Raw genomic sequence first — 21081 nt, forward strand, 5'->3', positions numbered from 1 at the left:
CCGCACCACAAGATGGTGTTTGCATGATTATCCGGCTTGTCATGTTAGCGGAGTTGGTGGCGATTACCGCGGCGCTCGCAATGCCGGAAAGCCTGCTAAGCAGGGTATTGGCGTCGTTCGTACTTGCAACGGCTGCGCTCGTTGTAGCGATCTTTCCATCATCCGGCTCCCTCGGGTTCGCTAGGCTGCTCCGGCCCGGTCTTGTCGTTGTGCTCGCGGCGCCGGCGCTCTGGATGGCGTCACAGGCAGTGCCGATGCCTATGGGCACACTCGGCAATGCCATCTGGACAACTGCATCGGCGGCGCTGAACGAGCCCCTTGCTGAAATAATCACAGTCGATACCGGGGCGACCATGTTCTCGTTCGCGCAATATTGCGCGGTGCTCGCCGCTGCCCTCGTCGCTGCGGTGATCGCCCTTGACCGATATCGCGCGGCGCAAGTCCTGCATATCCTGCTGTCGATAGCCACGGTCGCCACGGCTATGTGGTTCGGCAAGGAAACAGCCGGCGTCGCCGGGCCCGATGGCTCAACCGTCGCAGTGCTCGGCGTCCTGCTCTCCTGCGCGACGGCAATACGCGCGGCCGATCAAATAGCGCGGCACAGTCGCCCCGGAATAATTGCGCCAGCCCCGCTCCTTACTCTGTCCGCCGCGACCATCGCAATGATTGTCTGCTTGGCCGCGCTGCTCATTCGGACCAGCTCTACCGCCGTCGTGGCCGCCCTCCTCGGATCAGGAATCTTGCTTTCAGTGTTCGCTATTCGCAGGTGGTGCTTGGGCTTGTGGGGTACGGCTGGCGTTTTCGCAAGCGCCGCAATATTCTTTGTTGCCAGCGCAACGCTCCTTCCGTTTAGGACGAACACCGATGTGACGATCGCCTTGTCAACGAGCAGTCAGATCGCGACAGAACGGATGCTACAGGACGTCAGGCCGGCGGGATCCGGCGCCGGCGCCTCGACGGTCCTTTTGCCGCTTTATCGGGACATTGGAATCGGCGTCCCGCGAGAAAGGCCAACGGCTGCCGCCGCAATGGTTATCGACATGGGCTGGGCGTTCCTTTGCGGCCTTGTGATTATAGCGATGCTCGGCGCTTGTATTCTGATCAGGCGATCTCTGTCGCGAGCTTACGACTACGTGTATCCAGCCCTGGGCGCCGGCGCTTCGATTGCGCTGACGATACTGGCCTTTGCCGACCATGGAATTCTGGGCTTGGGCGCATCGCTTTTGGTCGCTGCGCTTTTTGGGCTGGCGTTCGGCCAGAGCGTCCCCGGTACGGGCCGTGAGGCCATATCCTTGGAATCGAAAGAGGCTTCGGGCTGGATGGCCGGTCCAGCTCCGGCGTCTCGTCCAAGGCTCGCGCCAGCGTTTGTCACCCTTTGGCCGCGCGTTGTCCTGATGGTGCTTGGAATAGCGCTAATCGTACAGACGATATGGATAGTCCTCCCAAGGTGGTATCTCGGAGGTCAGTCTTCTTTGTCAGCAGCTGTTTCGGCCGCAGCAGCATGGCCAAACGAGATCTCGAAACCAGTGTCCGCTGCGGCAGCGCATGAAGGCTTTTTGATCCGAGGGGAATCACGGTCCCATGGAGATCCGGCTCTCGCCGCGGACGAGCAAAAAACGGAACTTCCGGCAGCGTCGAGCGCGTTTGCCCGCGTACTGCGCTCGTCGCCGCTCCGCGGCGACATTTGGCTCATGCTCGCGGCGGCGTCGAAGCAGAATTCGATCCAGACGGCAGCCATGCTCAAGATGTCGTACTATACTGCGCCGAGCGATCTGGATCTGCTTCCGTTGAGGCTATCCGTCGCGCTCGCTACCGATGCTGTGGTACGTGAGCTAGAATTTCGGGAATTGATCAAGCGGGACGTCAGCCTCGTCGTTAGGCGTCGACCTGCTATCAGACCAGCGCTTGTGGCCGCGTACCGATCAGCCTCGGCCGAGGGGAAGATCTATCTCGAGAACCTAATTTCGGAGCTCGATCCGACTTACCTCGACAACATGCGCGCGCGGAGTTCCCGACAGGGATCTCGATAGGATCCTCTACGCAATGCGACATATTTAAATGACTGAAACCGGGATTTTCTCTTGATAAATCTGATTAATTAATAATACATTAAATATTAGCTCGCAGGTGTCCCGACAATGAATTTCGTGAACCGACATTTCCCCGATCGGGAGGTTACGGATCATGTCGGTCCGGGGCCGATACTATCCCGCCAGCGCAAATGGCCCCTCCGTTACGACTCGATCGAATACGTGGCGCTCTGTGCGGATATTGCGACCATTGTTTTTGCGAGCGTCGTTTCGATGTGGCTGTGCCAAGCTCGGAATGGGTGGGCTGCAGGCGACTTAAGCAATACACTTGGCTTGGCGCTAGTCAGCGCAGCATGCCTCGTTTGCCTCTTGAAGACCCACGGCCTGTATCGGCCAGTTGAGCTCCTCGTTCTCCGAAACCAGATACGCGCCGTCTGTATGGCTTGGATGTCTTTGCTGCTCTTCATGTGGGCCGTGTACGGCTTTGCAATTCGCCCGGGCCCTTCCGAGCAAGTGGGCCCGCTTTTCGCTGTTCTGGGCCTGGGCCTGCTTGTGGCCGAGCGGTGGGCAGTCAAGGCGCTTCTCGGACGGGGCCTGAGCGGCAGAAAGTTCGCCACCACGAATATTGTTCTGATCAGCGATCAACCCCCGTCGAAGCACGCGGGGCTGTCTGAAACGCTGGCAATGCACGGCTATTCCGTCATGGGACGGTTCAGCTTGCCTCCGACCGGCTCCGGTCCCACCTGTCGAAGGCGGCTCACCGCCCGCGTGATCGACTACATTCGCACGTGCCAGCTCGACCAAGTGGTGGTGGAAGCCGACCCGGAGCGATGGCCCGAACTTCGGGCCTTCGTTGCCGATTTACGAGTATTGCCGTTCCCGATCATGTTCGTGCCGGTCGGCACAACGTCCGAGTTGCTTCGACATCCGACCCGGAATCTTGGAAGTGCCGTTGGTGTAGAACTCCAGCGCGGTCCCCTTGCGCCGCTGGAATGCGCGATCAAGCGGATGATCGATCTTATCGGCGCGGGACTCGCCCTGGCACTACTTGCCCCGCTGCTCGCGCTGGCCGCACTCGCGATCAAGCTGGATTCTCCCGGTCCCATATTCTTTCGGCAACAACGCTGTGGCTTCAACGGCCAGATCTTCCTGATCCGCAAATTCCGAACGATGCATGTGCTCGAGGACGGGCCCGTGATCCTTCAGGCCAACCGCGCCGATCGACGGGTCACCCGCGTCGGCAAATGGCTGCGCCGGACAAGCTTCGATGAACTCCCACAGTTGCTAAATGTTCTCGACGGCAGCATGTCCCTGGTAGGTCCGCGTCCGCATGCCTTGGCCCATGATGGTCAGTTTGACAAGCTCGTGCGGAACTATGCCTTCCGCCGCCGGGTCAAACCAGGATTGACCGGATGGGCCCAGGTCCACGGCTGTCGCGGCCCAACCCCAACAGCGGCTATGGTCGAAAGGCGTGTGCAATATGATCTCTGGTACATCGACAACTGGAGCCTTCGGCAGGATCTCGCAATTCTGATGCGCACTCCCCTTGAAGTCTTGCGAGGCCGCAATGCCTATTGAGGAACATGTCCCGCGGGCACACCAGCGACGACGATGACCAAACGGGCTCTGTGGGCTCGCACCAAGAGCCCAACAATTATGCCGATTGCAACGAGATTATGCCCGCTGCCGAACCTTCGGACTTGCCTCTCCCAGCCGGAAGTCCTCAATCTTGCGGCCAGACTTCATGGCAGCAACCAACCACCGTGGGCGCTTGCCGCGCCCCGACCAAGTCTCGGACGTCTGGGGATTCCGGTATTTCGGGAGCACTCGCGGATATTTGCGCCTCAGCTTGCCAGTCGAAGATACCCCTGACCCGCTCGGGTCCACCACAGAAGCCATCCCGCCGCCGAGAACTGCCAGGCGCTTCTCCAGTTCCTGTTTTTCCGCTTTAATACGGGCCGACAAAATGCCGCTGATTTCCTCATGAAGCGACCAAAGATCGTCAAGAGACATTGATTCCAGTTCGATTTTCCTGATCGACATACTGCCACCTTGTAGTTGCGCCCATCTTCGTATTACCGCTACGGGTGATAATCAAGCCGTCGTTGGCATTATCCAAAAAAATGTTTGAACCGCATTCAAACTTCGAGTTCCAGATAACTGCGTCGCGATCACGAATCAAGCTGGAAAAATGGTCGTCGCGCACAATTTAACAGCCGGTCACACGCGACACGTGCGACCTGCTGCCTTGGACACCCCAACAGAGATTATTGCAAATCCAGTGAGTACATCATACGGGCCGCACAGTCCGCCTGCTCTGCAGCACTCTCATCATGTAGGGGTGCCCCGCGCGGGGGCCCTTTTTTCTGCGCGGCAGGCTTTTCGTGGTCGGGCCTTTGGACAGCCGCAAACGAGTGCTAATAATCTCGATATCCCGCAACGCCCGTCGTCTGAGCTCGATTTGGGCTTTCATGGCCTGGGCGTCTGGGAATGCAGCCGACGGAACGATAAATCGGCTGATCGAACTCTGAAGTCGTTCGAGAGGATACTCGATCAACTTTATATCCCCCTTTTGCACCACAACAAATTTCTCACTGGAACGCCGTTAATGAAATAACTCTCGATATAATTTTAAATAAAATATAATGTATTTATTGCGGCGTCAATTTGGAACTAGGCGTCGTTCTGACCTTAGGGGCAGGGATACCGAGACCGGAAGAACGAGACGATGGACACTGGATCAGTCGAACGGTGACGAGCGCGCTATGCGCAGGCAGGATCTCGAAGCCATGGACTTTGAGGAGCTTTGGCTTCTTCATGAGGAGCTAACAAAAATCCTTGCTGAGAAGATTACTGCGGAAAAGCAGGAGCTGGAAAAGCGCCTTGCGCAGCTCAACCGCCCGGAGCAGTTCGGCGGCGCGGAGAAGAGCCCCGCAGAGACCGGCACAGCCCAGCCGCCACGCCGCAGATATCCAAAGGTGGTGCCGAAGTACGTCAACCCACTCCGGCCGACGGAGACCTGGTCTGGCCGCGGCAAACAGCCGCGTTGGCTGGTTGCCGCGCTCCAATCTGGACACACGCTGGAAGAATTCAGGATTCCCGAGAACGGCGAGCCATCCGATACGAATGCTCGCCAAGATCATTCGTAGAATGCCCCTGCACTGGCGCGGCGGCCTACGGAACCCGCCGGAGCAAAGCCCCCGGAAGGGTGTGAAAGATATTGTGCGAAGGGGGAGCTGCGCTCGAGCGGTGAACGTGCCTTACCGCGCTCGCGTGACGGTTGTTTGGTCCTAGATCTTGCCCGCACGAACCGCCGTGGCCGTTCGCAACAGGAACCGCAAGGTGTCAGCTCTTGGCATGGACCATGACCTGCGCGTTCGCGAGGATTCAATCGTTGCCTCTCTCCTGTAATTCCTTAAATCCAGAACCGCCATCGCGAGGAAGGGCCACCGTGTGGCCGGAAAGCGGGCTTGCACCACGCGTCGCACGAATTGCAGACGCGGGATCAGTCGGCAGCGTAGCGAATGCGGAACATCGACACCAAGCAGTTCAGCGAGCGCCAGCAGCTGAGTTTCGACTGCATTTCTCAGCAATTTGCCCAAGATATGGGAGCTGAGTTCGCTCCAGTCGATGCCCCCAACTGAGTTGCTCAGATCGCGCAACTCAACAAGATGCCGCAGATCGATGTCGCCGAGCCAGTAACCATAGTCTTGAAACTGGTCGTGGATGATCAACATAAGCGCTTGGTAAGTTGGAGTGGGAATATACACGTTCCCCCGCCCCAGCCGCGCCGGCACGCAGTGATTCAGAGCATGTCCCGAACCGCGGTAAAAATGAGCAGGACCGGGAGCGCTCCGCTGCAGATCAATCGTACCAACGTCGCATGGCCTGTTAAGCTCGGCGAACCATCTCTGGCTTCCGCGAGGAGATTGGTCGTGAATTTCGTAGCCAATTGCGACCAGGGCTGCGACCGCCTTTTCTGTCTCGTCCGGCATAAGCACAATGTCGAGATCAGCCATCAGCCGAGCTCCTCGCCGCTCACGAGGCGCTGTGGCCAATGTCGCCGCCCCCTTCAGCAACACTGGCGTTACTCCGTGGTTATTCATCGAAGCGACAGCTTCTTCTAATTGAACCGCCAGACAATCATTACGGACGACGTTTCGGCGATAGATATTGCGGATATAATCGCAAACGTCCTGAGGAATCGCCGACGCGAATTGATCAACCAGGTCGATAAGCGCCGGGGTGGTCAGTGTCTGGTTTGCCAGTCCAATTACGGACATCCAATCGACATCCGCAGGCGGACTACCTCGCAAGCACTTGCAGAGATCCACTAAGACAGAGCTATGCCCTACCATCACACAGGTCCACAAGCAGACGACGAGCCTCGGCCGACTCGCCATAGGTGAGTTCAAATGAACGTGCCCCTGCAGTAATCCGCCTCAAAGCGGAAAAGCCGGCCTGCGAGAGTTTTCCGTCGGCAGCAAATGCGCTCTCAATGAGCCGCTTCATCGAGTCAAGCTGATCTAGCGGGGTAAGCCCGATGGAGCCGTTTTCCATCCGATTCAAGAAGATGACCCAGTTCGCCGAAAAATTGCCAAAGTGCACGTCCGCTATTGGCAAGTACCGCACCAGAGCTCCATCTGGCCGGCGATATGTCTTCACGTCCTCCCAATCGTTGTGCAATTGCGAGCGCAATCCCCAGGAACCCGTCTTGAGGGTGAGCGCAAACGGAGTTCCAGAGATCGTTCCGTCAGCTTCGATCAGCGCGACGTCATCGCCGGCGTAGTGGAATCCTGCATCTGTCAGCTGCAGCGTCAGAGTTGATTTTCCGGCTCCCGGTTCGCCGCACAACAGCAAGCCCGTGCCGCCCTTCACAAGTGAGGCCGCATGCAGCGCGAAGGCCGAGGGGGCGCCTCGGATAACTCGATCGGTGAGATAGGCCTTGATTGCAGGTGCCAGCGCGTCGAACTCACATCTCCGGACACACCCGTCATCTCCGAGAAATACCACTTGATTCTCGTAGTCCATCACCTCGACGACAATGTCGTCGTCCGCTCCATCGTCCCGAGCACAAAAAAGACACGTCAATTGTTTCAACAGGGCCGGATTGACGGCCCGGATGCTGATCCTGCGTCGATTTAGGCTCGCCGACAGGCCATAATCGGTCGACATTTGCGAGTCGAAGCCGAGAAGTCCCCGGTCAAGCCAGGCGTTCATAGCTTGCCGCGTGAATTGGCGCGCAGTGCGCTCGTCAATGCCGCGCTTTCCAAGCTCCTGATAAATGTCCGCCAAAGAAGCGTCTTGCGCCAAGCTGCACCAAATGAAAGCGTCCATCTGGTTCAATTCGTAGATTTTCTGCTGTGTCTCGCTGAAAAGCACCGAGCGACCGTCCAGCAGCGCAAAAACTGCATCCGTAGCGGGCTTCAACATGATCTCCGGTGATGATTTGCCCAGCACGACCTTGGCCAAGATTGTACAAAATCCGTCTCGTTGCGCGGCTCGGGCGACAGCACTTCCGCCCCGGGCCAAGGGCTCTCGTAACCGACCAATTCAACGTCAGGAACTCGCTAGAGGCGCCGGCGCGGCAACTCCTTCTAACCTGCCTTCCGCCTCAATGCGGTTGTCCTCGTGCGGTGCTGCCGCATCCACTGGCCGGGATTAATCTCGATGCGAGTATCCCGGTCATGCCGCCAACTGATTGCCGTCGCCCATCCCTAGTCGAAAAATATTCAATATCCGGTCTCCCGGAAAGCTCTCCTGCGCCAACAGGCGGTGAGCGTCCAGCAAATATCGGTGGGCTTCACGATCGGCACTCCGCTCTCGTAGAATGCGCTCCCTCTCGCCCATGCTCAACAATCTCTGGTTTACCTGGGCCAACTGTTGCGCAATCGAGGGGGACACGTGCTTGTTATGAATTGATTCCCACATCGTTTCCTCCAGCCCGGTGGACTTTGCGAAGTAGCTTACGTCATTGAACGGAATTAACAACAGACTTTATATGTTCCTTATTTTTAAATTTCGGTTTTTATTCACGAATTGTTTCCATTGAAAACATGCTGAAATTAACTCCTGCACGCGTCGGCCGCAGCGGACACTAGGCGCTTCCCCGAAAAGCGCTGAGCCAAGGAAGCTTTGAGCACGTCGATCAAGACCCATATGGTGCTGCGGCTCCGGCGGCCCACGCCTGGTTCGAGCGCTTCAGTCGCTGTCGCTTCATCCTCGTTTCGGTATCCGCGGACCCGATGGCGGACGGCGATGTTGCTAGTGCGGGCCATCCGAGGCCGGCATCTGCTGATCCTAGTCAGACGCTCGCTAGGTGCGCGTTCGCCGGCATGCCTGCGCCGAATTGGGATTGGCTCGCTTTCCACGCTATCCTTTTTCTGCACAGCACAATTGAAGTGGATTGGGCCAGCACAGCTATTGACAGCACCGAAAAAGATTCGGCGAGAGTCGCAAATCAGACCGACAGCTGCGGTTCTGATCTGCACACTGATCTCAGGCTGGGTTGAAGCTCCCCCAAATCTAAATGTCGCGGAAGAACGACTGCTCGCCTCGCCTCATGTTGAATATTTCTTGGGTCTATTGCGAGTGGAGTGAAGCCAGTGAGAGCGTTGGCAGATTGGCCCATCAAGGAAATCCTTATCGTTTCCCTCGAGTGGCGCGCCTCGCGCCGCCACCACCGCATCCGCTCAGCTTGGTCTGTCGTTAGAGCCGCCCCGGCAGCTTCGATGGCGGCAGGATAATCGACACCCGCGGCTGCCAAGCACCAAACCCGGCAGTCAGCCCAGAATTCGCTGAAGCAGCGATCCGGTTGGTTGGATAAAGCGACGTCACGGGCAGGCCGCCCCTTGCTCGGACGAACGACCTCAGTGCGCGATGCCCCCCAAGTAACTCCGCACTGTCGAAAACACGCGGTCCAACCGACCGGTCCATTTTTGTTCGATAACAAACAGCATTTAAGGGAGGCTCGCATGGGGATGATTATGGTCAAATGCCCGGAGACAGGGCGCGCAATCCCGACCGGGATCGAGTCCGATCGGGAGACGTTTCTGCGCAGCGTCGTGTTTTACGCCAATACCCGTTGCCCGCTCTGTCGTGCCAATCACAACTGGTTCGCGCGCGAAGCCTGGGTCGAGGAGACGGTCGCCCGGCCAGTGGCACTCATCAGCACCGCATCGGCGTATTGATGCGTCGTGCATTTGGGGTGGGGAGGCCGGGAGCCAAAAACCAGATCGTCATCACGTAAAATCCAACGGGATTGAGAGCTACTTGGCGCGCTTGCCGAGTTGACCTGGAGCGTTGCCAGCGGCGTGCGCCCGTTCGATTGCGATCCTGGCTTCGGACAGTTCTTGGGCGTACATGCGATCAATCCTTGCCTGCATCATGGCATGGCATTCACATGCAAGGCTATCGAGCCGAGCGCGGTTGATTTCGATCAGGCCACGTCGGTCCGACTTGATGGCGCCCGCAGTCCGCAGTCGCGCCATTGCCAGCGTAACGGTGGTGCGGCGAACGCCGAGCAACTGAGCAAGCGCTTCCTGCGTTAAGGGAAGCACGCCGTCGGGAACGATATGGTGTAGCTGCAACAGCCAGCGGGCCATCCGACGCTCCACCGGATGGAGTGCGTTGCACGCCGCGACGTGCTGAAGCTGCAGCAGCAGCGCACGCGAATGAACCTGCACGATTTGCCGAATCGCTGAGCTTTGCATGTAGGCGGAATGGAAATGGGCAGCACTAATGTGTGACGCTGTGCCTGCTACGCGAGCAACCGCGGTGACCGGCGAGCGAGACGGGCCGAGCACCGAAAGTGAGCCCACGGCACCCTCCCTTCCCACCAAGGCAGTCGCCACGGTCTGCCCATCCGGCATATCGAGCATGAAGGCGACCGCTCCATCATGGGGAAAATAGACGTCGCGAAGCTCGTCGTCCGAATGCACCAGAACCATGTCTGCTTCGAACGAGATCCGCTGCAAATGCGGTGTAAGCAGCTCGCGATCGGGCGGCGGCAGCGCCGCTAGAAGTCTATTCTGAACGCATGTCCAGCGCTCTGCCACGAACGTATCCTTGAATGGACGTTCAGTAGCGTGTGCCGATATCGAGGATGATGCAAGCCTCGCCGAGAAAATCTTCCAGTTAATTCACGAGCTCCGATCGTCCCCGTATAACTCCGGATTCCACCTTTTTGAGAAAATCGTCACGCTTCCGGCCGCCGCGCATCGACGCACATTCTGGAAGGTGCGTAAAAAATCCGCGCAGGGTCGTAAACCGAACTGACGGCGCGATGGTCAGCACCATAGTTTATCTTCAGGTTCGTCCTACGGAATCGAGATTCCAGTCATTAATACACAAGTCCGTATTCGGGGTGTTGCAGTGAGTAACCGGCCTTATAGCCGCTTGGCTAGTCTGCGCCGCACGGCGCTCGAGCTCATTCAACAGCTTACGCAGCTGCAGAGGCTCAGGGAAAGGGTGCGCAGGGCGGAAGAGCGAAGCGGGGGGCAGAGGCGGAAATCAGCGTTGTTCCCGCGCGTGCGGAAAAAGCGGTCCGGGGCGGCCCGCCTGCGAGCTCAGTGGCAGTGATGGCGACATGAGAGGCGCAACCGCCGTCTTCATCTTCGCTGGCAATTCCAGCAGTTTTGAAGGGTGATCGGTTCATAGCTCGAAGCGCGAGCCCCCCATTTAGGTATGCCGACATAGGCATGTCGGCATCGCGATCGTCTTTCAACCCATTCCCTATGGGTTAGCTGTGGCAGTCGCATCCGGCGGCTCGGGTGACTCGAGCAACGCAATTTGTTTGGTTAAAATAAATCGTTGAATATTATATAATAAACTGGTTGAATTTGAACTATAAAATACCTGCACGAACGGGCATTAGGGAGACACCACATTAATGTGGCCAATGGGTGCAGAACGGCTTGGGCGGTGGCAATCTCGCGGAATCGGCAACGTCCTCGAACCGGCTCCGGAATTGCTTTCAGTCCGGTTGCACGTTCGCCACAACAAGGTGCGGCTTGCACCGGATTCCTCAAGGCATCCAACCACCCGGGCACAAGCCAAGCCGATATGGATTGCAGCGGCCATCCTAGTAGGAATGTGCTTATCGACCACCAGCGGTCTTTCGGAACAGCAGAACCTGCGGCTAAGTCCGCCAGCGCTAGCATTACCAGCAGCGACAGCAGACTCTGATCCGGCGACAAGCGGAGGCAAGCAGGCGGCGCAGTTTGGACAATCCATCAGCACAACCGCCGTGCAGCTTGCACAAGCCAAAACCAGCGATACTGAGGACTTGCGGCAGGCTCTCGCCCAGGAGCAGCGGAAGGGACAGGCCCTGACGCGCGATCTTCGAATGTCCCAGCAGGAGCTGGACACCGCTCTGCGACTACTACAGCAAGCACGCGAGCAATGGAGCAGCATTACGGAAGCAGCCGAGAATGACTCGGAAAAACTTCGCAAATCGTTGCAAGAGGAGCATGCGCGCGGGCTGCGGCTCGAACAGGAACTTGCCCAGACGCGACGGGATCTCGAATTGCAAGCGGCGCTGACGTCTAAAACCGGCAATGAACACAGCAAACAAAAGCAGGGAGCAGAGAGCGACCTGCAGGAGCTGCAACGGATTGCGCAGCAGGAGCGAGATCGAGCGAGCCGGTTGGAGCAGGATCTGGCAGTCGCCCGCCGCGAGTTGGACACGCAGTCAGCACTGGCCACCAAGGTTAGCGCCGACGCGATTGCTGCGAAGGAGGCGGCTCAGAACGGCCTTGCGGAGCTGCAGAAAGCTTTCCAGCAGGAGCGCGATCGTGCCACGCGGCTCGAAGAGGACCTTGCGACAACACGACACGAACTCGAAAGCCGATCCTCGGAGCTCGCGGAAGCGAACGAGGAAATGGCGCAAATCAGGCGAACGGCAGACAGTACTGCCGCACGATTGAGGTTCTCACTGAAGGAAGAACACGATCGAGCAGAAGGGCTGGCGCAAGAGCTCTCGCTGACGCGCACCAAACTCTTCGCGTACGAGGCCTACGCCGCGGCGAATGACGGCGGAAGCAAGGAGCTGCGACAACTGCTTGAGCAGGAACGCAGTCGATCGAGCCGACTTGAACGGGAGCTTGTGACAGCGCGCCAGACCCTTGAGAGGACTGCCCCGACCGGCGCCCCCTCTCCCGCTCTTGGGGTCGTGGCGACTGACCGCGCACCGATTATCGAAACCCAGGCGGCGGGTTCGGTTCAACCCGCGGCGAACGCCGGGGGCGCCAAACTCGGCCATGAACACGCAGCGGAGGTCCTGGGGCTGACCGCCCGCGCAACCGGACTGCTTCGGCAAGGCGACATCAGTGCGGCGCGAGCCGTGCTGGAGCGTGCTGCCGAGCTGGGCAGCGCTCAGGCGCATTTCGCACTCGCCGAAACGTATGACCCAAACGTCCTTGCGAAATGGGGCGCCTATGGAACGCGCAGCGACGCGCTCAGGGCTCGTGAGCTCTACGCCAAAGCCGAAGCAAAGGGAGTGACGGAGGCAAAGGAACGATTCGACGCGCTTGGGCAATAGCAGCGGCATCACGCATAGCCAGGATCCTCATGCGCCGACATCGATTGATCGAACCGAAGGATATCTTCAGGCGAAGCTTATGGCGGATTGAAAGTGAGTTCGAGAGGGAGCTCGTCAATGAACGGAACAATCGAAATACGCTCATTGGTCCTTGCCACGCTTCTGGCCCCGCTGCTCATCATCGCCGAGCCTTGTCCGGTGATCGCGCAGACGCAGAATTCTCGGACGCTCCAGATACACCCGGCTAGAAGCGCGGCCGAGCATGCAAGGCCGGAAATTGCGGCAATGAACGCCTGGACGGTCGGACTTGCCGGAGGTCTGTTGGAAGGAGCTCCCATTCGGCTCGCCGCCGAAATGGCACGCGTGGTCGATGATGGAAGTAGCCTCCACGTGTTGCCTGTCGTGACACGCGGCGCAGCCGAAAACGTCAATTCGTTGCTGTATTTGCGGGGTATCGATGCGGCAATTATCAATTCTGACGCGCTTGAAGAATACAAGAGGGAGGTGCCGGACATCCAGCGGCGGATTGCCTATGTGCTCAACCTGTTTCCATCCGAACTGCACATCTTCGCTCGGCCGGAAATTCAGACTTTGAGCGATCTCGCCGGAAGGAAGGTCAACTTCAACACCCAGGGCACCGCAGCGGCCTATTCGGGCCCGCTGATATTCAGTCGGCTCGGCCTCGAGGTAGAAAAGACCTTCATTCCCCATCAGGTCGCACTCGAGCAGATGCGCAGGGGCGAGACGGCCGCTGTCGTTTTCGTTACGTCGAAACCGGTGGATGCCTTCGTGCGCGGCCGTTGGGAGCCGGGCTTCAAGTTCCTGGCGATCCCCTACGAGAGCAAGTTCGAAGATTACTATCTGCCATCTTCGCTTGAAGCAGCTGACTACCCCAACCTGATCAAGCAGGGCGAGCGCGTGACGACCATTGCCGTGCCGACCGTCCTCGTTGCTTTCAACTGGCCGGTGAAGTCGAACCGCTTTCAGCGAGTGGCGCGTTTCGTGGATCGCCTCTTTTCGCGGATCGAAATGCTGCAGGAACCCGGTTTTGATCCCAAGTGGAAATCGATCAACTTGGCCGCAACGGTGCCCGGACTTGCGCGCTTTCCCGCGGCGCAATCCTGGCTCGATCGACTGCCGCGTTCGACCCAGGCATTGCGATGACATCAGTAGCCGTCGCTCTCGCGATCACGCTCCCGATCACAAATGGGGTCGATCTAGCGCAAGGCGCGGAGGATCCCATGCTGCAACTTCGAGCATGCTTCCTGATGGAACGTACGGAACGTCAGAACTGTCTGGACCGATTGTCTCGCACGATAGCCTCTCAACACGGTCCCGCGGCCGGACGAGAGAACTGGATCATCAGCGAAACCACATCGCCGGTGGACTACTCACCGATTATCAGTGCAACGACATCATCTCGGGGCGGCAGTACGGGACCCGCTATGAAGCTTTCGATACGGTGCAGCGGCAAGCGGACCGACCTCGTGGTGAACGGACCCGAGATCTCGGGCCGCGACGACTACGTGATCTCCCTGCGCGTCAACGATCAACCGGCGCTCCAGTTGCCGGCAATCACATCCGCGTCCGGGACCGGTGTAGCTATCGGAGGTGATGTTGTTCGCCTGTTGCAATCCATCCCGGATAAGGGCGAGCTTGCCGTGCACCTCTCAAGCGGGGCGGGAAATAGCACCGACGCAGTATTCGCGCTCGGCGGCTTCGAGAGCGTGCGTGAAAAAATGACCGTCGCGTGCAAATGGCCGCGCGCGGTCGCGAAACCGAAGACGAAATCCGACGATCGATGACGAACCCAGGATCGGAGACGCAGAATGAGCCAATTTCAGCTGTTTGTCAGAGGAGCATCGGCGGCAGTCATTTGGCTTCTGCTCGGGCTATCGAACGCCACGGCCGAGGACCCCGGCGTGCCCCAGACCCAGACAATCTCGCCCCCCGCGATGCCAAGACATAGCACAGTGGTGAAGCATACAAATTCATCGCCGGGCGCTGTGCCCCAGAAGCGATCTGCGCTGGCACGCATGGCAATGCCGTCCGCTGCCAAGAAGGAGCACCGGTTGATCCTCCAGGTCAACACCAACGACTCGGCCGCGATGAACCTTGCGTTGAACAATGCGACCAACGTCGCGCAGTACTACAAAGAACTCAACGAGAATGTAAAAATCGAGATCGTCACGTTCGGTCCGGGCCTGCACATGCTTCGGAAGGACACTTCGCCGGTAAAGGCTCGAATCGAGGAAATGGCTCTGGGCATGCCGGAAGTGTCGTTCAAGGCTTGCGGAAACACTCAAGAGAAGATGCAAAAGGCCGAGAGCAAGGACATACCGATCCTTCCGCAGGCGCAAGTCGTAAAGTCGGGCGTTGTGCGGGTGATGGAACTACAGGAGCAGGGATGGACCTATGTCAAGCCGTGAAACGGACCCGAGCGCTCACAGACCACATCATGGATTGACGCAGGAAATCGTGACCGTTGGCAGCGGGAGCGCTAACAAACCACACTGATCAACTACCTCCAGCATGAAGTTGGCTGGGCGCTCAAGCCGATCAGAGCTGCAGCTATGATGCCGACACTCAGCAGCCGTCAAGCGCGGCATCAAGCGAAGATCGTTCGCCGAAGACGACTCAAGGATGAACCAATACGACATTCGGTACGGCACGGCGGATCAAGAGTAAGCTTACGTGCTGATCCCTCTTCACTTTTCGAGACGTCCCGGTCAAATCCATCATGGGGGCTGTAGAAATTTCCACCGCAACCTGTTCATTTCATTGATCTATTTTAGCTCCGACCAAGCCTATGTGTAGTTGGACCGACTGAGAAATTCCGTACGACCCTGCTCCCGAAGATTGCTTCTTTTAGGATCATATAGGTGCGGATTGGAAGCAAAAACCGCGATTCGGATTCTCAGTGCACACGTGGTCCGCACGAGGAGCCTCGATTCCCGAGTGATGGGAGGCGTCGCTGAAGCCGGCGATTTCGCCCGCAGCCGACCGGCGCCGCGTTAGCGTGGTACAATGGCCGTCGCTTCGATCTCGAGGCGTGCGGAAGACTCCACGAGACGCACGACCTGAACGAGCGCCATGCTGGGATAGTGGGCACCGATGACGTCGCGATAGATTTTGCCGAGCGGCTCGAGGTTGGAGACGTATTCGTCCATGTCCACGACATACCAGGTCAGGCGCACGAGGTGATCCGGACGCGCGCCGCCCTCGGCCAGGATCGCGACGATGTTTTCGAGCGTCTGCCGGACCTGCGCAACAAACCCACCGGCAAATCGGCCTGCAATGTCCCAACCGACGACACCGCCGGTCACAATCAGGCGTCCCCCTGCTATGATGCCGTTGGCATATCCTTTTGGCTGCGGCCAACCGCTGGGCTGAAGCACCGGCAAACTGCCGGTCGCGGCAGTCGCTCCGGCTTCTGGCTTTGCGATCATACTCATGCGGAATTCTCAATCCCCCACCGCGGCTTCAAGAGCTCGCGCGCGACAATCAGTTTCTGGACCTCGGTCGCGCCCTCGTAGATGCGTAGCGCGCGGATTTCGCGGTAGAGGCTTTCGACGATTTCTCCCTTGCGCACGCCGCGACCGCCGAGCATCTGCACTGCGCGGCGATAACGCGCTGCGCGGTCTCGGTGGCCATCAGCTTTGCCATCGCTGCCTACGGGCGAGCGCCCCTTCGGCGCTCGCCCGCCCGATACGCACAGCGCGAACCCTCGCGCGACAGGCAGATCGATGCTGCTGCCGGCTCTCCAGGCCCGACGACTGTCCACGCGATCGAGTTTCTCGACCAGGCGGGCTCCGAACGGTCGGTATGGACGACGGCGGGGAGACGTCAGATATTGGGCCGATCAGAGAGCTCTGAATATTCTCAAGGGAGGCGCACCGTGCTGAAGTCAATCGACCCGGTTCTGAATGCCGACGTGCTCTACGCGCTGCGGTCCATGGGGCATGGCGACGACCTCGTGCTCTGCGATACGAATTTCCCGGCCGACTCTGTCGCCCGGCGGACCGCCCTCGGAAAGCTGCTCCGCATTGATAACGTCAGTGCGGGCCGCGCCGCGCGCGCGATCCTGTCGGTGCTACCGCTCGATTCCTTTGTCGACAAGCCTGCGTTGCGCATGGAGATCGTGGGGCAGCCGAACGAAATCCCGGCCGTGCAGGCCGAGGTGCAGAAGGAAATCGACGCTGCCGAACGCCGCCCGCTTCCACTGGCGTCGATCGAGCGGTTTGCCTTCTACGAGCTTGCGAAAAAGTCCTACTGCGTGGTCCAGACCGGCGAACGGCGCTTCTATGGCTGCTTCATCTTCAAGAAGGGGGTGATCCCGCCTGATGCGACATGAGCCGCCCCAAGGCATTCATGGCGGCACGGGCTGCGCTACGCATTCGGCGCAAATATGGCGGCGAGGCGACATCCCTCGCTGGAGCCAGCGAGCGCATGATGGCCTACTGCAGCGCAAGAACGACAGCATCGTTTGCATTGCATGACCGCGTCCGCTTTGCGCGGATTCGTTGACTTTGATCGGTGCCGTTGCATACTCGACGCGGCTTCTCGCACGACAGCCGCGACATCGGCGAGCGTCACTTCTCCATGGTGCTTAGGCGGCCCAATCGGACCTGATCACGACTATGACATAAGCAGCGTCAAAAAACGGGAGGATTTCGTGGTGACTCAGCAAGAGCATGATCAGCATCCCGCAATGCACCCGAGCCGGCGCACGGTGCTCAAGAGCGCGGCCGGAGCCGCCGCACTTGGCACGAGCGGCGCGCTTGGCAGCTTCTCCGAGCTTGCTTTCGCCCAAGCCAATTTGCGCGCCGAGATCACGAAAATTCCAGGCGTCGGCAAGGGTGCTCCGACCGACGCCGACTGGCAAAAGGTCGGTGAGCTCTGCCTTGGTCCGACCAAGGCCAGCATCAAGGAGGGCGAGTTCAAAGGCGTCGAACTCTCCTTCATGGGGCTGAACAACCAGAACTTACATAACCTGTTGTTTCGCGGCTTCCTGAAGCCGTGGGAGGCCTATACGGGCGCGAAGATTTCCTGGATCGATCTCGCCCAGGCGGACTACAATCCGCGCTTGCAACAGGCGATCGCGACCGGAACGGTCGATTTCGACATTCTGGAAATGGGAGCGCCGTTCGAGGGCGACGTCTGTGGCAAGGGACTGGCGTCGGAGATGCCGGACTGGGTCAGGAAGCAGATAGATGTTGACGATTATGTCGATTACCTGAAGCCGCCGGTCGGAACGTGGAATGGCAAGACTTATCGGGTCACCATCGACGGCGACTGCCACAACTTCAACTACCGCACCGACGTCTTCTCTGACGCAACCCTTGCCAAAGCCTGGAAAGACGCGGGAAATTCGACCGAGTGGGGCGTGCCAAAAACCTGGCAGCAGGTGCAGGCGGTGACGAAATTCCTCAAGGGCAAGAAGATCAAGACCCAGAACGCGTTCGGCTATCTCGACGCGCCAAAGCCCTGGGGCGGGTTCGGCTTCTATTTCCTCGGCAGCCGCGCCTCGGCCTATGCCAAGCATCCCGATGACAAGGCCTGGCTGTTCGACATCGATACGATGAAGCCACGCATCAACAATCCGGCCTGGGTCCGCGCGATCCAAGACGTGATCGACGCGTTGCCGTTCGAGCCGGCCGACCAGCTCAATGCCGATCCGAACACGACCGGCTTCCAACAATTCCTTGCCGGCATCGGCTCGATGGTCCCCTGGTGGGGCGACATCGGCCAGGTGGCGAAGGCGAGCGACACCTCCGTAATCGGCGATATCGTCGGCTTCGACATCCTGCCGGGCTCGGACGACGTCTACAACTCCAAGACCGGAAAGTGGGACAAGCTCCCGAGCGGCCCGAACCATGCGCCGAATTGCGCCTATCTCGGCTGGGGCGTTTACGTCATGGCGCGGGTCAATGGCGACGAGAAGAAGCATAAGGCGGCGTGGAGCGCGGCCGCGCATCTCGGCGGCAAGGATCTGTCGCTTTGGATGGTGATGTATCCTTCCGGCTTCCAGGCTCACCGCACCAGCCACTTCCAGTACGACGAATGGGTGGCGGCGGGCTACGACCGCAAATACATCACCTCTTACCTGAACTCGCAGCTCGCCTCCTACAATCATCCAAACCGCGCCGTGGAGCCGCGCATCCCCGGCATCTTCCAGTACTACAGCATCGCGGAAGATGAGCTCACCAAGATATTCGCCGGCAAGGTTGACGCGCAAACCGGCGCCAACAACATCGCCGCAGCCTGGGAGAAGCTGACCGACCAGATCGGCCGCGAGCGACAGATCGGGCTCTACAAGGCCTCTCTCGGCGTATAGCGGCGCCTGCGCGACGCCATCCACCTTCGGCTGGCACCTCCGGCGCCAGCCGAAGACTTGCCGGGCGACAGAGCCGGCATAGAATGCGGCTCATCCCGATGCAGAATTCCGTACCCGTGAGCGAAGACCTGCACCACCAGCCCGCGGCGAAGCGCGCACGCGGCAGCAGGAAGATCGCCGGTCGCGCCCTCGTCCTGCTCGCTTCTCTCGGCTTCCTGCTTGTCCTCTTCATTCAGATCTTGCATACGACCGGCGCGCTGACTGCCGGATTTTCCGATTGGCGGCCGATCCTCATCGCCTATCTCGTCTGGGCCGTTGCGTTTGGCGTCGGACAGGTTCTGACCCGCGGCGAGCGCGGCCAGCGCGCGCTGTTCCTGCTGCCGGCAGTGTTCTTCACCGTCGCCGTCGTGGTCTTCCCGACGCTCTTCGGGATCTATATCGCCTCTCTCGACTGGAATCTGAGCTCGATCGAAGGGCCGCGCTTCAGCGGCTTCGACAATGTCAGGGGCATGCTGAACGACACCTACTACTGGAATGCGCTCGGCAACATGGTCTTTTACACCGCCGCGGTGCTCGGCGAATACGCGATTGCGTTCGGACTGGCGCTCTTGCTCAGCGGCGAGATCCGGGCGCGAAAATTCTTCCGCGTGGTCTTCCTGCTGCCGATGATGCTCAGCCCCGTCGCCGTGAGCTGGATGATCGGCAAGTCACTGCTGGAATATCGCTTCGGACCGGCGGCGACGCTGGCGCGCTATCTCGGCTGGGATAACCCTGCATTCTTCGCCTCGCCGTGGATGGCGCGCTTCAGCATCCAGGCAATGGACGCGTGGGTGTCGATCCCGTTCATTATGATCATCCTTCTCGCAGGCCTGCAGGCGATGCCGAAGGAGGTGCAGGAGGCCGCCAAGGTCGACGGCGCGAACAGCTGGCAGTCGTTCTGGCACGTCACGTTTCCGATCATGCTGCCGGTCAGCATCACCGTCCTCATTATCCGCATCATTTTCAAGCTGAAGCTCGCCGACCTCGTGATCAACGTCACCGCTGGCGGGCCGGGAGGCGCGACCGACACGGTGTCGAGCTTCATCTACCGCGTCTACCGCGACCGCTCGAACGTCGGATATGGCACGGCGCTCGCTATGGTTTACCTGCTTATGATCATCGTGCTCCTGACCGTCCTGTTGCGCCTCTCCAAGCGTTGGACGCAGAAGGTCGTCTAGGGCTTCCAAACGGAGTTTCTCGATTGACTAGATCGACCTTGGCATTGAAGTCCGTCCAGAGGCGTCCGGCGGCCCTTCACGCAAAGCGGACGCTAAGCCGCGTACTGATCTACGCAGCACTCCTGCTCTGGACGATCATCTGCTTATTCCCGATCTACTGGACCGTCACGACGTCGCTCAAATCGGCGGTCGATGTGACGCAAGCTCACTTGGTTCCCTGGGTCGATTTTCAGCCGGACTGGAAGGGATGGCGCTCGCTCGGCCTGTCGCCAGATACACTGTTCGTAACTTCGACGGCACGCTCCGAATTCGTGAACCGCTTCGTCAATAGCATCATCACCTCGGTCGGCGCATCCTTGCTCGCACTGATCCTCGGATCTCTGGCAGCCTACGGCCTGAGCCGCTTCCGCTACAAGTTCGCCTGGATGCGCAACGATGACATCTTGTTCTTCTTCATGTCCCAGCTGATCCTGCCGCCGGTCGTGCTCGCGCTGCCGTTCCTCGTCCTCTACAAGGCATTGGCCCTGCTCGACACACGATTTGGCCTTGTCTTGCTTTATACGCTGACGGTGCTTCCGATCGTCATCTGGATCATGCGCGATCAGTTCAATGCGATTCCAATCGAGCTCGACGAAGCCGCCTTCGTGGACGGCCTGTCGACGTGGGGCGCCTTCCTGCGGATCATTCTGCCGCTCGCCGTCCCCGGAATGATGGCCGCATTCATTCTCTCCCTGGTGCTGTGCTGGAACGAATATTTCTTCGCGGCGCTGTTGACGAGCACCGACGCGAAGACGCTCCCCGTGATGGTGGCGAGCCAGACTGGCTCGCAAGGCATCAATTGGTGGTCGATGGCGGCGCTGTCGACGGCGGCGATCGCACCGCTCGTCCTGGTTGGCATTTTCCTTGAGCGCTACATCGTCAGCGGCTTGACTACAGGAGCCGGAAAGTAGCCGGAGA

General features: G+C 59.2%; 17 protein-coding genes and 1 pseudogene. 12 read left to right on the top strand and 6 right to left on the bottom strand.

What is annotated here, in order from left to right; translation table 11 throughout:
• The first annotated feature begins 23 nt into the window (after positions 1 to 23).
• Positions 24 to 2030, top strand: a complete 2007-nt coding sequence (locus JJB99_RS24830; RefSeq protein ID WP_200494900.1) for a hypothetical protein — start codon at positions 24 to 26, stop codon at positions 2028 to 2030.
• Positions 2031 to 2138: 108 nt separating this feature from the next.
• The gene (locus tag JJB99_RS24835) at positions 2139 to 3608 is read left to right on the top strand and encodes an exopolysaccharide biosynthesis polyprenyl glycosylphosphotransferase (RefSeq protein WP_200494901.1); all 1470 of its coding nucleotides are present in this window, start codon (positions 2139 to 2141) and stop codon (positions 3606 to 3608) included.
• A gap of 96 nt (positions 3609 to 3704) precedes the next feature.
• On the opposite strand, the gene JJB99_RS24840 is transcribed toward JJB99_RS24835, so the two are convergent.
• A complete protein-coding gene (locus tag JJB99_RS24840) occupies positions 3705 to 4073 on the bottom strand; it encodes an H-NS family nucleoid-associated regulatory protein (RefSeq protein WP_200494902.1) in 369 nt (122 codons plus the stop codon).
• A 722-nt stretch (positions 4074 to 4795) separates the two neighbouring features.
• Between JJB99_RS24840 and JJB99_RS24845 the strand changes: the two genes are divergently transcribed.
• Entirely contained in the window at positions 4796 to 5179 is a 384-nt protein-coding gene (locus tag JJB99_RS24845) for an H-NS family nucleoid-associated regulatory protein (protein WP_200494903.1), read from the top strand.
• A 141-nt stretch (positions 5180 to 5320) separates the two neighbouring features.
• On the opposite strand, the gene JJB99_RS24850 is transcribed toward JJB99_RS24845, so the two are convergent.
• Positions 5321 to 6313 (bottom strand): nucleotidyltransferase family protein, encoded by a 993-nt coding sequence (locus tag JJB99_RS24850; protein ID WP_246774984.1) that lies wholly within the window; start codon positions 6311 to 6313, stop codon positions 5321 to 5323.
• Positions 6314 to 6374: 61 nt separating this feature from the next.
• Positions 6375 to 7502 carry a serine/threonine protein kinase gene (locus JJB99_RS24855; protein WP_246774985.1) on the bottom strand — a complete coding sequence of 376 codons (1128 nt, stop codon included), beginning with the start codon at positions 7500 to 7502 and terminating at the stop codon, positions 6375 to 6377.
• 1502 nt (positions 7503 to 9004) lie between these two features.
• Here JJB99_RS24855 and JJB99_RS24860 point away from each other — a divergent pair.
• Positions 9005 to 9220, top strand: a complete 216-nt coding sequence (locus tag JJB99_RS24860) for a hypothetical protein (protein ID WP_200494905.1) — start codon at positions 9005 to 9007, stop codon at positions 9218 to 9220.
• A gap of 78 nt (positions 9221 to 9298) precedes the next feature.
• Here the strand turns inward: JJB99_RS24860 and JJB99_RS24865 are convergent, their stop codons facing one another.
• Entirely contained in the window at positions 9299 to 10087 is a 789-nt protein-coding gene (locus JJB99_RS24865; protein ID WP_200494906.1) for a Crp/Fnr family transcriptional regulator, read from the bottom strand.
• Between the two features lie 842 nt (positions 10088 to 10929).
• On the opposite strand from JJB99_RS24865, the gene JJB99_RS24870 reads away from it, so the two are divergent.
• The 4 genes from JJB99_RS24870 to JJB99_RS24885 all read left to right on the top strand — a co-directional run bounded on the left by JJB99_RS24870 (position 10930) and on the right by JJB99_RS24885 (position 14999).
• Positions 10930 to 12570, top strand: a complete 1641-nt coding sequence (locus JJB99_RS24870) for a hypothetical protein (RefSeq protein WP_246774986.1) — start codon at positions 10930 to 10932, stop codon at positions 12568 to 12570.
• Positions 12571 to 12687: 117 nt separating this feature from the next.
• On the top strand, positions 12688 to 13734 hold the full coding sequence (locus JJB99_RS24875) for a TAXI family TRAP transporter solute-binding subunit (RefSeq protein ID WP_246774987.1): 1047 nt from the start codon (positions 12688 to 12690) through the stop codon (positions 13732 to 13734).
• Between the two features lie 77 nt (positions 13735 to 13811).
• On the top strand, positions 13812 to 14375 hold the full coding sequence (locus tag JJB99_RS24880) for a hypothetical protein (protein WP_246774988.1): 564 nt from the start codon (positions 13812 to 13814) through the stop codon (positions 14373 to 14375).
• Positions 14376 to 14399: 24 nt separating this feature from the next.
• Complete coding sequence (locus tag JJB99_RS24885; protein WP_200494908.1) at positions 14400 to 14999, top strand: DsrE family protein; 600 nt, start codon at positions 14400 to 14402, stop codon at positions 14997 to 14999.
• 585 nt (positions 15000 to 15584) lie between these two features.
• Here JJB99_RS24885 and JJB99_RS24890 read toward each other — a convergent pair.
• Positions 15585 to 16025, bottom strand: a complete 441-nt coding sequence (locus JJB99_RS24890) for a RidA family protein (RefSeq protein WP_200494909.1) — start codon at positions 16023 to 16025, stop codon at positions 15585 to 15587.
• A pseudogene (locus JJB99_RS24895) lies at positions 16022 to 16242 on the bottom strand (acyl-CoA dehydrogenase family protein); the annotation flags it as partial. The pseudogene JJB99_RS24895 and the gene JJB99_RS24890, both read right to left, overlap by 4 nt.
• Before the next feature lie 226 nt (positions 16243 to 16468).
• Between JJB99_RS24895 and JJB99_RS24900 the strand changes: the two are divergent.
• The 4 genes from JJB99_RS24900 to JJB99_RS24915 all read left to right on the top strand — a co-directional run bounded on the left by JJB99_RS24900 (position 16469) and on the right by JJB99_RS24915 (position 21074).
• The gene (locus JJB99_RS24900; RefSeq protein WP_200500293.1) at positions 16469 to 16924 is read left to right on the top strand and encodes an RbsD/FucU family protein; all 456 of its coding nucleotides are present in this window, start codon (positions 16469 to 16471) and stop codon (positions 16922 to 16924) included.
• Positions 16925 to 17281: 357 nt separating this feature from the next.
• Positions 17282 to 18907: an extracellular solute-binding protein gene (locus tag JJB99_RS24905; RefSeq protein ID WP_200500294.1), complete on the top strand. Its 1626-nt coding sequence runs from the start codon at positions 17282 to 17284 to the stop codon at positions 18905 to 18907.
• A gap of 116 nt (positions 18908 to 19023) precedes the next feature.
• Positions 19024 to 20124, top strand: a complete 1101-nt coding sequence (locus JJB99_RS24910) for a carbohydrate ABC transporter permease (protein WP_246774989.1) — start codon at positions 19024 to 19026, stop codon at positions 20122 to 20124.
• A gap of 44 nt (positions 20125 to 20168) precedes the next feature.
• The gene (locus JJB99_RS24915) at positions 20169 to 21074 is read left to right on the top strand and encodes a carbohydrate ABC transporter permease (RefSeq protein ID WP_433995791.1); all 906 of its coding nucleotides are present in this window, start codon (positions 20169 to 20171) and stop codon (positions 21072 to 21074) included.
• Positions 21075 to 21081: the final 7 nt, after the last annotated feature.

It is taken from the genome of Bradyrhizobium diazoefficiens, assembly GCF_016616235.1.
Taxonomy (GTDB): Bacteria; Pseudomonadota; Alphaproteobacteria; order Rhizobiales; family Xanthobacteraceae; genus Bradyrhizobium; species Bradyrhizobium diazoefficiens_H.

Bases quoted from the DNA above. Each gene is read 5' to 3' on its own strand.
- JJB99_RS24840 (WP_200494902.1), bottom strand. From the start codon at position 4,073: ATGTCGATCAGGAAAATCGAACTGGAATCAATGTCTCTTGACGATCTT.
- JJB99_RS24835 (WP_200494901.1), top strand. From the start codon at position 2,139: ATGAATTTCGTGAACCGACATTTCCCCGATCGGGAGGTTACGGATCAT.
- JJB99_RS24905 (WP_200500294.1), top strand. From the start codon at position 17,282: ATGCACCCGAGCCGGCGCACGGTGCTCAAGAGCGCGGCCGGAGCCGCC.
- JJB99_RS24890 (WP_200494909.1), bottom strand. From the start codon at position 16,025: ATGAGTATGATCGCAAAGCCAGAAGCCGGAGCGACTGCCGCGACCGGC.
- JJB99_RS24845 (WP_200494903.1), top strand. From the start codon at position 4,796: ATGCGCAGGCAGGATCTCGAAGCCATGGACTTTGAGGAGCTTTGGCTT.
- JJB99_RS24870 (WP_246774986.1), top strand. From the start codon at position 10,930: ATGGGTGCAGAACGGCTTGGGCGGTGGCAATCTCGCGGAATCGGCAAC.
- JJB99_RS24875 (WP_246774987.1), top strand. From the start codon at position 12,688: ATGAACGGAACAATCGAAATACGCTCATTGGTCCTTGCCACGCTTCTG.
- JJB99_RS24880 (WP_246774988.1), top strand. From the start codon at position 13,812: ATGCTGCAACTTCGAGCATGCTTCCTGATGGAACGTACGGAACGTCAG.
- JJB99_RS24885 (WP_200494908.1), top strand. From the start codon at position 14,400: ATGAGCCAATTTCAGCTGTTTGTCAGAGGAGCATCGGCGGCAGTCATT.
- JJB99_RS24830 (WP_200494900.1), top strand. From the start codon at position 24: ATGATTATCCGGCTTGTCATGTTAGCGGAGTTGGTGGCGATTACCGCG.
- JJB99_RS24850 (WP_246774984.1), bottom strand. From the start codon at position 6,313: ATGTCCGTAATTGGACTGGCAAACCAGACACTGACCACCCCGGCGCTT.
- JJB99_RS24860 (WP_200494905.1), top strand. From the start codon at position 9,005: ATGGGGATGATTATGGTCAAATGCCCGGAGACAGGGCGCGCAATCCCG.